Source organism: Pseudomonas sp. 51_B (genome assembly GCF_017491595.1).
GTDB lineage: Bacteria > Pseudomonadota > Gammaproteobacteria > Pseudomonadales > Pseudomonadaceae > Aquipseudomonas > Aquipseudomonas promysalinigenes.
Genome location: NZ_JAFGYW010000024.1, coordinates 57966 through 70522, shown reverse-complemented (window position 1 = coordinate 70522; position 12557 = coordinate 57966). Strand labels below are relative to the sequence as shown.

The following is a 12557-nucleotide window of genomic DNA, read 5'->3' as shown; positions in this document are numbered from 1 at the left end:
ACTGGTGCTGCCCCGCCTGATCAAGCAGGACGGTACCCGCCAGCCGTTCGATGAAGACAAGCTGCGCGCTGGCATGCAGCGAGCGCTGGAAAAACGCCCGGTCAGCGTCGAGCGCCTGGAAGCGGCGCTGGCGCACATCAAAAGCCGCCTGCGCGCCACGGGCGAGCGCGAAGTCAAATCGCTGGTAGTGGGTGAACTGGTCATGGCCGAGCTGCGCAAGCTCGACGAGGTGGCCTACATCCGCTTCGCCTCGGTGTACCGCCGCTTCCAGGACCTGGACGAGTTCCGCGAAGAGATCGATCGCCTGGCCCGCGAGCCGGCTAAAGAGTGAGCATGCCCAGCCAGACCGCGATCCTCGATGCCCATTACATGGCCCGCGCGCTTGAGCTGGCGCGCAAGGGCATCTACACCACTCACCCCAACCCGCGTGTCGGCTGCGTGATCGTTCGCGATGGCCGAGTGGTCGGGGAAGGCTGGCACGTTAGGGCCGGTGAGCCACACGCCGAAGTGCATGCGCTGCGTCAAGCCGGTGAGCTGGCCCGCGGCGCCTGCGCGTATGTGACCCTGGAACCGTGCAGCCACCACGGCCGCACGCCACCGTGCGCCGAGGCGCTGGTCAACGCGGGGGTGGCCCGGGTGGTCGCCGCGATGCAGGACCCCAACCCCCAAGTGGCTGGCCAAGGCTTGCGGCGCCTGGCCGAGGCAGGCATAGAAGTTGCCAGCGGCCTGCTCGAAGCCGAGGCCCGGGCCCTCAACCCCGGCTTTCTCAAACGCATGGAGCACGGCTTGCCATTCGTGCGCGCCAAGCTTGCGATGAGCCTGGATGGGCGCACCGCCATGGCCAGCGGCGAAAGCCAGTGGATCACCGGCCCCGCTGCCCGCTCGGCGGTGCAGCGCTTGCGTGCCCGTGCCAGCGTGGTGCTGACCAGCGCCGCCAGTGTGCTGGCCGACAACGCACGGCTGACCGTACGTGCAGCCGAACTGGGCCTGGACCCTGAGGCCACTGCCTTGGCGTTGAGCCGTACACCGCTGCGTGTGCTGGTCGATGGCCGTTTGCGCCTGCCCCTGGACGCCCCGTTCTTCCAGGCCGGCCCGGCGCTGGTGGCCACCGCCGTCGCAGATGACCCACGCTATGCCGCTGCTGGCCATGAGCTGCTCAGCCTGCCCGGCGACAATGGCCAAGTGGACCTGCCGGCCCTGCTGCAGGCGCTGGCCGCTCGCGGAACCAACGAGATTCTGCTCGAGGCCGGCCCCGGCCTGGTTGGCGCCTTCGCCCGTCAAGGCCTGATCGACGAGTACCAGTTGTTCGTCGCAGGCACCTTCCTAGGCTCCCAGGCCCGCCCGCTGCTGGATTGGCCGCTGGAGAAAATGAGCCAGGCGCCACGGCTGAAAATCACCGAAATGCGCGCAGTGGGCGATGACTGGCGGGTCACGGCCATCCCTCTGCCGGCGCCCGGCGTATAATGCTCGGCTTGCCCTGCGCAACCTGTTTTTGAGGAAGTCCCCATGTTCACCGGCATTATCGAATCCATCGGCACCATCGGCAGCCTGACCCCAAAGGGTGGTGACGTGCGCGTCTACGTCGAAACCGGCAAGCTCGACCTGGGTGACGTCAAGCTCGGCGACAGCATCGCTGTCAACGGTGTATGCCTGACCGCCGTCGAGCTGCCGGGCAGTGGCTTTTGGGCCGATGTCAGCGTCGAGACCCTCAAGCGCACCGCGTTCATCGACCTCAAAAGTGGCAGCAAGGTCAACCTTGAAAAAGCCCTGACTCCCACCACCCGGCTGGGCGGCCATCTGGTCAGCGGCCATGTCGATGGCGTCGGCGAAATCATCTCGCGTAGCGATAACGCGCGGGCCATCCAGTTCCGGGTGCGTGCACCGAGAGAGCTGGCCAAGTACATCGCCCACAAGGGCTCGATCACCGTCGACGGCACCAGCCTGACGGTCAACGAGGTCAATGGCGCCGAATTCGAGCTGACCATTGTCCCGCACACCCTGTCCGAAACCATCATGGCCGACTACCGCGCAGGGCGTCGGGTCAACCTTGAGGTCGACTTGCTGGCCCGTTACCTGGAGCGTCTGCTACTGGGTGACAAGGCTGCCGAGCCGAGCAAGGGCAGTGGCATTACCGAAAGCTTCCTGGCCGCCAACGGCTTCTTGAAATCCTGATTGAGAAGGGGGTGCCCAGTGGCGCTCAACAGCATCGAAGAACTGGTCGAAGATATCCGCCAGGGCAAAATGGTCATCCTCATGGATGACGAAGACCGTGAAAACGAAGGCGACATCATCATGGCCGCCGAGTGCTGCCAGCCTGAGCACATCAACTTCATGGCCAAGCATGCCCGCGGTCTGATTTGCATGCCGATGACCCGTGAGCGTTGCGAAACCCTGAAGCTGCCGCTGATGGCGCCGCGCAACGGCTCGGGCTTCGGCACCAAGTTCACCGTGTCGATCGAGGCTGCCGAGGGTGTCACCACCGGTATTTCCGCTGCCGACCGTGCGCGTACCGTGCAGGCCGCAGCTGCCAAGGACGCCAAGGCAGAAGACATCGTCAGCCCTGGCCACATCTTCCCACTGATGGCCCAGCCAGGCGGTACGCTGGCCCGCGCCGGCCACACCGAAGCGGCCTGCGACCTGGCGCGCATGGCAGGTTTCGAGCCGAGCGGGGTGATCTGCGAGGTGATGAACGATGACGGCACCATGTCGCGTCGCGCCGAGCTGGAAGTGTTCGCCGCCGAACATGGCCTGAAGATCGGCACCATCGCTGACCTGATCCACTACCGGATGATCCACGAACGCACCGTACAGCGTGTTTCCGAGCAGCCGATCGAGAGCGAGCTGGGCGAATTCAACCTGGTCACCTACCGCGACGCGGTGGAAGGCGACGTGCACATGGCCCTGACGCTGGGCAACATCTGCGCTGAAGAGCCGACCCTCGTTCGCGTCCACAACATGGACCCGCTGCGCGACTTGCTGCTGGTCAAGCAGCCAGGCCGCTGGAGCCTGCGTGCGGCCATGGCCGCTGTGGCCGAGGCAGGCAGCGGCGTGGTGCTGCTGCTGGGCCACCCGCTGGACGGCGACGTGCTGCTGGCGCACATCCGTGAAAGCGCAGGCGATGCACCGGCCAAAGTGCCGACCACCTACAGCACCGTTGGTGCCGGTTCGCAGATCCTGCGCGACCTTGGTGTGCGCAAGATGCGCCTGATGAGTTCGCCGATGAAGTTCAATGCGATATCCGGATTCGATCTGGAAGTTGTAGAATACGTGCCCTCCGAGTGACTTGAGGCGGCATTGACGCCCAGAGCTCGAGTCCAGACCCCTGCCGAGGCCGCTTGTATGCGGCCTCGCTCTTGAAGATGAGAACATCGAATGACCCTGAAGACCATCGAAGGTACCTTCATCGCCCCCAAAGGTCGCTATGCTTTGGTGGTTGGCCGCTTCAACAGCTTCGTCGTTGAAAGCCTGGTAAGCGGCGCCGTCGATACCTTGGTACGCCACGGTGTCAGCGAAAGCGAAATCACCATCATCCGTGCCCCTGGCGCGTTCGAAATCCCGCTGGTGGCACAGAAAGTCGCCCAGCAAGGCGAATATGACGCGATCATCGCCCTGGGCGCGGTGATCCGTGGCGGCACCCCGCACTTCGAATACGTGGCGGGCGAATGCACCAAGGGCCTGGCCCAGGTGTCCATGGAGTTCGGCGTACCGGTGGCCTTCGGCGTTCTGACCGTCGACTCCATCGAACAAGCCATCGAGCGCTCCGGCACCAAGGCTGGCAACAAAGGCGGTGAAGCTGCCCTGTCCGCACTGGAAATGGTCAGCCTGCTGGCGCAGTTGGAGGCCAAGTGATTAGCGACGAAAGCGATCGTTTCAACCCGCGCGATCCAAAACCTGCGGATGCCGGCAAGCCTTCCAAGAGCGCCAAGCGCCGTGAGGCACGCAAGCTTGCGACCCAGGCCCTGTACCAGTGGCACATGGCACAGCATTCGCTGAACGAGATCGAAGCGCAGTTCCGGGTCGATAACGATTTCACCGATGTCGACGGTGCCTATTTCCGCGAGATCCTGCATGGGGTTCCGGCGATCAAAGGCGAAATCGACAAAGCGCTGGAACCTTGCATGACCATGGCGCTGGAAGAGCTCGACCCGGTCGAGCTGGCCGTACTGCGCCTGTCCACTTGGGAGCTGATCAAGCGCGTCGACGTACCGTACCGCGTGGTGATCAACGAAGGTGTGGAGCTGGCCAAGGTCTTCGGTGCTACCGATGGCCACAAGTTCGTCAATGGCGTGCTGGACAAACTCGCTCCAGTGCTGCGCGAAGCAGAAGTCAAGGCGAACAAGCGCTGATCCTGGCGCTGCCGGCCCATGGGTGAGTTCGAGCTGATCAACCATTACTTCGCCGCCGCGCCTTGCGCGCAGGGCGGCGAAGGTGTGGCGTTGGGCATCGGCGACGATTGCGCCCTGCTCGGCCTTCCACCCGGTGAGCAACTGGCGGTGTCGACCGACACGCTGGTAGCCGGCGTGCATTTCCCAAGCGTCTGCGATCCGTTGCTTCTAGGCCAGCGCTCGCTGGCCGTGGCCGCCAGTGACCTGGCCGCCATGGGCGCGACGGCGATCGGCTTCACCCTCGCCCTGACCCTGCCCGATGTAGGCGCTGATTGGCTGGCGGCCTATGCCGAAGGGCTTGGCCGCATGGCTAAGCGGTGCCGCATGAGCCTGGTCGGGGGTGATACAACCCGCGGGCCGCTGAGTATCACCGTGACCGTGTTCGGCCGCGTACCGGCCGGCCAAGCGCTGCGCCGCAGCGGCGCACGGCCCGGCGATCTGCTGTGCGTCGGCGGCACGCTGGGCAAGGCGGCAGGGGCATTGCCGCTGGTGCTGGGTGAGCGCGAGGCACCGGCCGAGCAGGCTGAGCCGCTGCTTGAGCATTACTGGTCGCCAATGCCTCAGCTTGGCCTGGGCCAGTTGTTGCGCGGCCAGGCCACGTCGGCACTGGACATTTCCGATGGCCTGCTCGCCGACTGCGGGCATATCGCCAAGGCCTCCGGTGTTGCGCTGGAGGTGAACCTGGAGCAGGTGCCAGTGTCTCCTGCACTGCAAAGGTTTCTCGGCCTCGATGGGGCACGGCTGGCGGCGCTGACCGGAGGCGACGACTACGTCCTGGCGTTCACTCTGCCACCTGCCGCGCTGGCCGGGCTCATCGACCGTGCTCCTGGCCAGGTGTACGTCATCGGCCGGGTGCTCGATGGCAAGGGCGTGACCCTGCGTGATGCGCTGGGCCAGGACATCACCCCGGTCCAACGGGGCTATCAACATTTTAGGGAGACACCGTGACCGACCACCCCAACCAGGTGCCTGCGGAGAACGTTCCGCCATCGGTCTGGCGCAATCCATGGCATTTCATTGCCTTTGGTTTCGGTTCCGGCACCTTGCCAAAAGCCCCAGGCACCTGGGGCTCGCTGGTGGCCATCCCATTCATTCCGCTATGGCAGATGCTCCCCGACTGGGGTTACTGGCTGCTGCTGGGCGTGACCATGCTGTTCGGTTTCTGGCTGTGCGGTAAAGTGGCCGAAGACTTGCGTGTGCACGACCACGAGGGCATTGTCTGGGATGAGATGGTCGGCATGTGGATCACCCTGTGGTTGGTGCCGGAAGGGTGGCAGTGGATCCTGGCTGGGTTCCTGATGTTCCGTTTCTTCGACATTCTCAAGCCGTGGCCGATTCGCTGGATCGATCGGCATGTGCATGGTGGTGTCGGGATCATGCTCGACGATGTGCTGGCAGGTGTGTTCGCCTGGCTGGGGATGCAGGTTCTGGTATGGGCGGTAGGCTGAAACAGGGAGCGTTGGATGGCCGTGAGGACCGTACTGCTGGCAATGATGCTGAGCCTTGCCCCATGGGCCATGGCCGCTGAGCCGTTGCCCAAGCAGATCACCCTGGTCAGCGAAGAGTGGGTGGATTACACCAACGCCGATGGGACCGGTGTCGCTTGGGATGTGTTGCGCAAGGTCTTCGAGCCTGCCGGGGTTCATGTGGTAGCGCAAAGTGCGCCCTATAGCCGGGCGGTTGGCTTGGTCAAGCGTGGCGAGGCTGATGCCTGGGTGGGCTCCTACAAGCAGGAAAACGCCGACAACCTCTACCCCAAGTGGCACTTCGACATGGACCATATCTACGCCCTCGGCTTGGCCAGCAAGCCTGCGCCTACATTGGCTGCCCTCGGGCAGTATCGGCTAGCCTGGGTGCGTGGGTACGACTATGGCAGTTACCTTCCCAATGTCAGCAACTACCGTGAAGTCCAGCGCCGTGACGGCATCTTGCCGATGCTCGAACATGAGCGGGTGGATTTTTACATCGACGCAAAAACCGAAGTCGATTACGTGCTTGGCCAAACCTCGCAACCAGAGCGTTTTCGCAGCACCCACGTTGCCGAACTACCGCTTTACCTGGCGTTTTCCCGCACCGGGCAAGCACAGGCCTTGTGCGAGCTGTTCGACCAGCGCATGGCCGAACTGGTGCGCAGCGGTGAACTCAAGCCGATCTTCGAGCGCTGGAAGCAGCCTTATCCTTTCTCGCCCCTTAGCAAGCCGCAGTGATGCTAGACCTCGGCATCCCTTACAAGCATCGAACTTTTCGATCTTAAGCGGCGGTATTCAACGAGCGCACACCTGACGGCCTGCTGATACAATCGGCACACGAGAAATTTCCTACTTATCCAGGAGCACAACGTGCCCGTCGTCTTTGTTGCCGCCTCGAAACTCCCGACTCCCTTTGCGACCTTCACCATGCATGGCTTTCTCGACGAAGCCACTGGCCGTGAGCACGTAGTGCTCAGCCTGGGTGATATCGCCGATGGCGAGCCGGTGCTGGGGCGTCTGCACTCCGAGTGCCTGACCGGCGATGCCCTTTTCAGCCAGCGTTGCGACTGTGGTTCGCAGCTTGAAGCCGCTTTACAGGCCATCGCCCGGGAAGGCCGTGGTGTGCTGCTGTACCTGCGTCAGGAGGGCCGTGGCATCGGCCTGTTGAACAAGATCCGCGCCTACGAGCTGCAAGATGGCGGCGCCGACACGGTCGAGGCCAACGAGCGCCTGGGCTTTGCCGCTGACCAGCGCGATTACGCCATGTGCCTGCCGATGCTTGAGCACCTAGGGGTTAAATCGCTGCGCCTGATGACCAACAATCCGCGCAAAGTCAAAGCGCTGACCGACATGAACATCAAGGTTGCCGAGCGCGTACCGCTGCACACCGGCCATAACCCGCACAACCGTTACTACTTGGCAACCAAGGCTGGCAAGCTCGGCCATATGCTGGGTAACGAACACCAGGGCGAGGTGCCCCAAGCGTGACCCGCAGCCAGGTCAAACGCCGCCTGGCGCTGGCCTGGTGGCAATACCTGGCGGTGGGCCTGGTGCCGCTGCCAATCATGGCCTGGGCATTCGGTGGGGGCGATGCCCTGATGCCGGTGCTAGCAATGCCGTTGTTCATTGCCGGCGCCGCTAGCATGTTCCTCAGCCTACCGCGCTTCGGCGCGTACAAGCGGGCGCTGATCGCCACTTCCAAAGCGCTTGGCACGGCGCAGGAGCCTGCAGCCTGGATCAACCTTGCCCAGGTGCGGCGAATGGGCATGCTGTATGCCTGCTTCCCGGCCTGGGTCGGTGCGCTGTCAGTGCTGGTTGGGCTGGAAGCGGTGCCGCAGGTGCTGCTCGGGCTGTCAACGGCGGTGCTGCTATGTCTCTATCGCATTTCGCGTCATCTGGGCTGATGCGCTTTGTGCTTTGCCTGCTGGCGCTGCTGAGCGTTGGCGCACGGGCCGATGAACCTTTGCGCGTGGTCAGCCTGGCGCCGTCGATGACTGAAGTGATGCTTGAGTTGCACGCTGAGGATTTGCTGGTGGGCGTGCTCGATGGCGGTGAGCGGCCGCACGCATTGCAGCAGCTGCCTTCGGTCGGGCGCCAGGGCCAGTTGAACATGGAAACCCTGCTCAGCCTCAAGCCTGACCTGCTATTGCTATGGCCCGGCAGCGTGCCCCCCGGCCAGCGCGACCAGCTTAAGCGCTTAGGCATCGCGACCTACAGCGCCGAACCTCATGACTTGAACCAGTTGCTCGAACAGATCCAGGCCATCGCCGTGCGTGTCGGGCGGGAGGAGCAGGGCCGGCGTTACGTGCAGGCCCTGGCTGAGCGCCTGCTGCAATTGCGCCAGCAGTACCGTCGCGCGCAGCCGTTGCGGGTGTTCTACCAGGTCTGGGATCGGCCGTTGTATACCCTGGGCGGGCAGCAGGTCGTCAGCGATGCCTTGGCGGTGTGTGGGGCACGCAATGTATTCGCCGACCTGGCCCAGCCGGCGCCGCAGGTGAATGTCGAGTCGGTTCTGGCGCGGGACCCGCAGGTAATTCTGGCGGGTGATCGCGCGCAGCTGGCGAGCTGGCGGGCCTGGCCACGCCTGAGTGCGGTGGCCGGGGACGGCTTGCTGGTGGTGCCGGACAAGGGCCTGGAGCGGCCCAGCGGCCAGATGATTGAAGCTACTGCCCGCCTGTGTGCGGTGCTGGCGGCTAAAGTGCCGGCGTCCAAGTGACGCTCAACAGCGCCGTACGGCCTTCTTCGCGGTAGCCATAGCTGGCACCGTCGAAGCTGTATAGCGCCCGGCTGTAATCCTTGGCCAGCAGGTTATCAAGCTTGAGTTCAAGTTTCAGTTCGTCGGTCGCTGCCCAGCCCGCACGCACGCCGAGCAGGCCGTAGCCGCCCAGGCGATTACGGTTGGCCTCATCGTCGTAACTGGCGCTGACCGCCTGCCAGCTGGCACCCACAGCGAAGCGGTCGAACTGGCGATCCAGGTCCAGGCTCAGGGTGCGCCGGGCACGGCGGGCGAGGGTGTGGCCACTGTCGCGGTCCCGTGGGTCGGTCAGCGCCAGGGCCACTTGGCTACGCCATTGCCCCCATTGCTGGTCGAGTGCCATTTCCAGCCCGTTGATCCGCGCCGCAGCTACGTTGCGGGGGATCGAATCCTGGCCAAAGATGATTGCGTCGCGCAGGTCGGTACGGTACAGCGAGGTTTCCAAGCGGCTGTCGGGGCTGAGTTGGCTGCGCCACTGCAGCTCGTAGCTTTTCGAGTGCTCAGGCTTGAGGTCCGAGTTACTGTACTGGGGGTAATACAGATCGTTGAACGTCGGTGCACGGAAACCTTCGCTGTAGGACAGCAGCACATCGTTCTGCGCATTTACAGGCAGCGTGAGGCTGGCGCTCCAGGTGGTTTGCCCGCCGAACTGCTGGTTCTGATCGCGCCGTACACCCAGCTCGGTAGAGAAGCCTTCGCCACGGTAACGGTGCTGGATGAAAGCAGCACGGTTCCAACGGCTATCCTCACTGAAATCGGTGCTGCCGTGCACGCGGTCTTGGTACCAGTCGCCACCGAGTAGCAGGTTATGCCGCTCTCCCACCTCCAGGTCATTCTGCCAGGTGACTTGGTCGCGGTAGGTGTTGAATACAAAGCGCTCGTCGCTGAGCTTGTCGCGCTTATCGTCGCGGTTTTCGCTGTGGCCTAACTCCAGGCGCGAGTGCCAGAGGTCGCTGAGTTGTGCATCGAAGTAGCTACCCACGCTGCTGACGCTGAAGTCGGTGTAGGGCTCTTGGCCCAAACTCTGGAAGCTGACCGGGTCGAAGCGGCCGAAAGGGTTGTCGTACTCACTGCGTCCGTGGCTGTCGAGCACGTTCAAACCCGCCTCCAGGCGCTCGCCAAAGGTGTGGCTCAGGCTCAGGTTCAGCGACCGGTTACGGTACGCATCGTGATCGCCATCGCTGTCGAACGAAGGCCCGGTGGAGTCGATGCCGGCCGTTTCATCGAGGCTGGCACCCAGACTGAAGCGGGTGGCGTCGCCGCCGCCGGACAAACCCAGGCTGCGCTGAAAGGTCTGGTTGCTGCCCGCTGCCAGGCGCAGGCGCGGCTGCAGCCCTGGGCCACTGCTGCGGCGAGTGAAGATCTGGATCACCCCGCCAATCGCGTCGCTGCCATACACCGCCGAGCGCGAGCCGCGCAGCACTTCGACACGTTCGATCTGGTCGACATCGAGAAACTGCAGGCCGCTGTCGCCGGAGGTTGCATTGGCGATGCGCACGCCATCGACCAGCACTAGGCCCTGAGCGGCTTTGGTGCCACGGATGAAAATGCCTGGAAGGCTGCCACGGCCGCCGGTAGGGGCGACTTGTACGCCGGGTACGCGAGTCAGCAGGTCGGTGACACTGCTCGGTTGCAGGCGATCGATGTCGGCGCGGGTGAATACAGTGTTGGCGGCGCTGGTGGCGCTGCGAGATTCCGCCTGGCGGTTAGCGCTGACCAGCATGTCAGGCAGCTTGAGGGCGTCGTCGCGCTCGGCGGCCAGCACCTGCAAGGGGAGGCAGAGCAGTGGCGCGAAGGTCAGGATTTTCATGCACAGTCACATAGTATTCACGAGTCAACCAGACCCTACAGATGCTTGCAATGGCCTGTAGAGCCGGGTTGACCCGCCAATGGCCTCAGAGGCCGAGCCTGGCCATGCGAGCTTTGACCGAGGCCTCGATGCCAGCGGCATCCAGGCCGCACTCGGCCAGCATCTGCGCCGGCTTGGCATGCTCGACATAGATATCCGGCAGCCCCAGGTGCAGCAGCGGTTTGACCACCGCTTGCTGGGCCAGGAACTCACCCACCGCCGCACCAGCGCCGCCCATGATGCTGTTTTCTTCGATGGTCACCAGCAACTCGTGGCTGGCAGCCAATTGCAGCACCAACGCCTCGTCCAGTGGTTTGACGAAACGCATGTCGACCACGGTGGCGTTGAGCCGCTCGGCAACTTGCAGGGCCTCGGCCAGCTGTACGCCGAACACCAGCAAGGCAACGTTTTCGCCTTGGCGGCGAACAACGCCCTTGCCGATTTCCAATGGTTCGAGGTCACCACTGATCGGTGCATTGGGGCCCGTGCCACGGGGATAGCGTACCGCCGCTGGGCCATTGAACAGGTGGCCGGTGGTGAGCATCTGGCGCAGTTCGTTCTCGTCGCTTGGCGTCATCACCAACATACCCGGGATGCAGCGCAGATACGACAGATCGTAACTGCCGGCATGGGTAGGGCCGTCTTCGCCGACCAGGCCGGCGCGGTCGATGGCGAACAGCACATCGAGGTTTTGCACCGCCACGTCATGAATCAGCTGGTCGTAGGCCCGCTGCAAGAAGGTGGAGTAGATCGCCACCACCGGCTTGCTGCCTTCGCAGGCCATACCGGCGGCCAAGGTAACGGCATGCTGTTCGGCGATCGCTACGTCAAAATACCGCTGCGGGTAGCGTTCGCTGAAAGCGACCAGGTCAGAGCCTTCCTTCATCGCTGGGGTAATGCCCACCAGGCGATTGTCGGTGGCCGCCATGTCGCACAGCCATTGGCCGAACACTGCCGAATACTTGGGGCCGCTGACCTTCTTCGGCGCCACTGGCTTGTCGACAGGTTCAAGCTTGGTGATGGCGTGATAGCCGATCGGGTCGAGCTCGGCCGGCGCGAAGCCTTTGCCCTTCTTGGTCACCACATGCAGGAACTGCGGGCCCTTGAGGTCGCGCATGTTGCGCAGCGTAGCGATCATGGTCGGCAGGTCGTGGCCGTCGATCGGGCCGATGTAGTTCCAGCCCAGCTCTTCGAACAGCGTGCCCGGCACCAACATGCCTTTGGCGTATTCCTCGGTGCGACGCGCGATCTCCCAGGCACCCGGCAGGCGCGACAACACTTTCTTGCTGCCTTCACGCATGCTGGCGTAAGTGCGGCTGGAAAGGATCTTGGCCAGGTAGTTGGACAAGCCGCCGACGTTGCGGGAGATCGACATATCGTTGTCGTTGAGGATCACCAGCATGTCGGCGTTGACTTCCTGAGCGTGGTTCAACGCCTCGAAGGCCATGCCAGCGGTCAGGGCACCATCGCCGATCACCGCGATAGACTTGCGCGCGCTGTTTTGCAGGCGGGCGGCAATGGCCATGCCCAGCGCAGCGCTGATCGAGGTGCTGGAGTGGCCGACGCCGAAGGTGTCGTATTCACTCTCGCTGCGGCGCGGAAAAGCGGCGATGCCGTCCTTCTGGCGCAGGCTGAGCATACGGTTGCGGCGCCCGGTGAGGATCTTGTGCGGGTAGGCCTGGTGGCCGACGTCCCATACCAGCCGGTCATCCGGGGTATCGAAGACGTAGTGCAGGGCGATCGTCAGCTCGATGACACCCAGGCCGGCACCGAAATGCCCACCGGTCTGACCAACGGTGTAGAGCAATTCCTGGCGCAACTCGTCGGCCAGGGTCTCCAGGTCGGCTTCGGCCAGCCGGCGCAGGCCGGCAGGCGTGTCAGCGCGGTCGAGCAACGGCGTGACCGGGCGTTCGCGGGGGATCTCTTGAAACGTCGTGGGCATCAGGCGAGTCGTTATAGGTGTGTTAAGACGCGGCAGTTTACCCCATTGTGGGAAAAGTGCCCATTCGACACGGGTTACGCGGGCGCTGCAGGGCCGGGTTTATCTTACAGCGCGATGCTGAAATCACCATCGCATCCGCGGGTCAACCCAGCCCCAC

Annotated in this window: 14 protein-coding genes; 12 read left to right on the top strand and 2 right to left on the bottom strand. The window is 63.7% G+C overall.

Going from position 1 to position 12557, the window contains the following annotated elements; genetic code table 11:
* The first annotated feature begins 1 nt into the window (after position 1).
* The 12 genes from nrdR to J5M56_RS20245 all read left to right on the top strand — a co-directional run bounded on the left by nrdR (position 2) and on the right by J5M56_RS20245 (position 8570).
* Entirely contained in the window at positions 2 to 331 is a 330-nt protein-coding gene (nrdR, locus tag J5M56_RS20300) for a transcriptional regulator NrdR (protein WP_207937629.1), read from the top strand.
* A gap of 2 nt (positions 332 to 333) precedes the next feature.
* On the top strand, positions 334 to 1464 hold the full coding sequence (gene ribD, locus J5M56_RS20295) for a bifunctional diaminohydroxyphosphoribosylaminopyrimidine deaminase/5-amino-6-(5-phosphoribosylamino)uracil reductase RibD (protein ID WP_207937628.1): 1131 nt from the start codon (positions 334 to 336) through the stop codon (positions 1462 to 1464).
* A gap of 42 nt (positions 1465 to 1506) precedes the next feature.
* The gene (locus J5M56_RS20290) at positions 1507 to 2172 is read left to right on the top strand and encodes a riboflavin synthase (RefSeq protein ID WP_207937627.1); all 666 of its coding nucleotides are present in this window, start codon (positions 1507 to 1509) and stop codon (positions 2170 to 2172) included.
* Between the two features lie 18 nt (positions 2173 to 2190).
* Positions 2191 to 3282, top strand: coding sequence for a bifunctional 3,4-dihydroxy-2-butanone-4-phosphate synthase/GTP cyclohydrolase II (ribBA, locus tag J5M56_RS20285; protein ID WP_060478931.1), 1092 nt, complete (start codon positions 2191 to 2193; stop codon positions 3280 to 3282).
* Between the two features lie 90 nt (positions 3283 to 3372).
* Positions 3373 to 3849 (top strand): 6,7-dimethyl-8-ribityllumazine synthase, encoded by a 477-nt coding sequence (gene ribE, locus J5M56_RS20280; protein ID WP_060478932.1) that lies wholly within the window; start codon positions 3373 to 3375, stop codon positions 3847 to 3849.
* Positions 3846 to 4346, top strand: coding sequence for a transcription antitermination factor NusB (nusB, locus tag J5M56_RS20275; protein ID WP_060478933.1), 501 nt, complete (start codon positions 3846 to 3848; stop codon positions 4344 to 4346). The genes ribE and nusB overlap by 4 nt, the downstream gene beginning before the upstream one ends.
* An 18-nt stretch (positions 4347 to 4364) precedes the next feature.
* Positions 4365 to 5333 (top strand): thiamine-phosphate kinase, encoded by a 969-nt coding sequence (gene thiL, locus J5M56_RS20270; protein WP_207937626.1) that lies wholly within the window; start codon positions 4365 to 4367, stop codon positions 5331 to 5333.
* On the top strand, positions 5330 to 5833 hold the full coding sequence (locus tag J5M56_RS20265; RefSeq protein WP_060478935.1) for a phosphatidylglycerophosphatase A: 504 nt from the start codon (positions 5330 to 5332) through the stop codon (positions 5831 to 5833). The genes thiL and J5M56_RS20265 overlap by 4 nt, the downstream gene beginning before the upstream one ends.
* Before the next feature lie 15 nt (positions 5834 to 5848).
* Positions 5849 to 6592 (top strand): transporter substrate-binding domain-containing protein, encoded by a 744-nt coding sequence (locus J5M56_RS20260; RefSeq protein WP_186478743.1) that lies wholly within the window; start codon positions 5849 to 5851, stop codon positions 6590 to 6592.
* Positions 6593 to 6724: 132 nt separating this feature from the next.
* A complete protein-coding gene (ribA, locus tag J5M56_RS20255) occupies positions 6725 to 7342 on the top strand; it encodes a GTP cyclohydrolase II (RefSeq protein ID WP_186478744.1) in 618 nt (205 codons plus the stop codon).
* Positions 7339 to 7758 (top strand): MFS transporter, encoded by a 420-nt coding sequence (locus J5M56_RS20250; protein ID WP_207937625.1) that lies wholly within the window; start codon positions 7339 to 7341, stop codon positions 7756 to 7758. The genes ribA and J5M56_RS20250 overlap by 4 nt, the downstream gene beginning before the upstream one ends.
* Entirely contained in the window at positions 7758 to 8570 is an 813-nt protein-coding gene (locus tag J5M56_RS20245; RefSeq protein WP_207937630.1) for a cobalamin-binding protein, read from the top strand. The genes J5M56_RS20250 and J5M56_RS20245 overlap by 1 nt, the downstream gene beginning before the upstream one ends.
* On the opposite strand, the gene J5M56_RS20240 is transcribed toward J5M56_RS20245, so the two are convergent.
* Both J5M56_RS20240 and dxs read right to left on the bottom strand, forming a co-directional pair.
* On the bottom strand, positions 8548 to 10419 hold the full coding sequence (locus J5M56_RS20240) for a TonB-dependent receptor (protein ID WP_207937624.1): 1872 nt from the start codon (positions 10417 to 10419) through the stop codon (positions 8548 to 8550). The genes J5M56_RS20245 and J5M56_RS20240 overlap by 23 nt on opposite strands.
* 85 nt (positions 10420 to 10504) lie before the next feature.
* The gene (dxs, locus tag J5M56_RS20235) at positions 10505 to 12400 is read right to left on the bottom strand and encodes a 1-deoxy-D-xylulose-5-phosphate synthase (protein WP_060478941.1); all 1896 of its coding nucleotides are present in this window, start codon (positions 12398 to 12400) and stop codon (positions 10505 to 10507) included.
* Positions 12401 to 12557 lie beyond the last annotated feature (157 nt).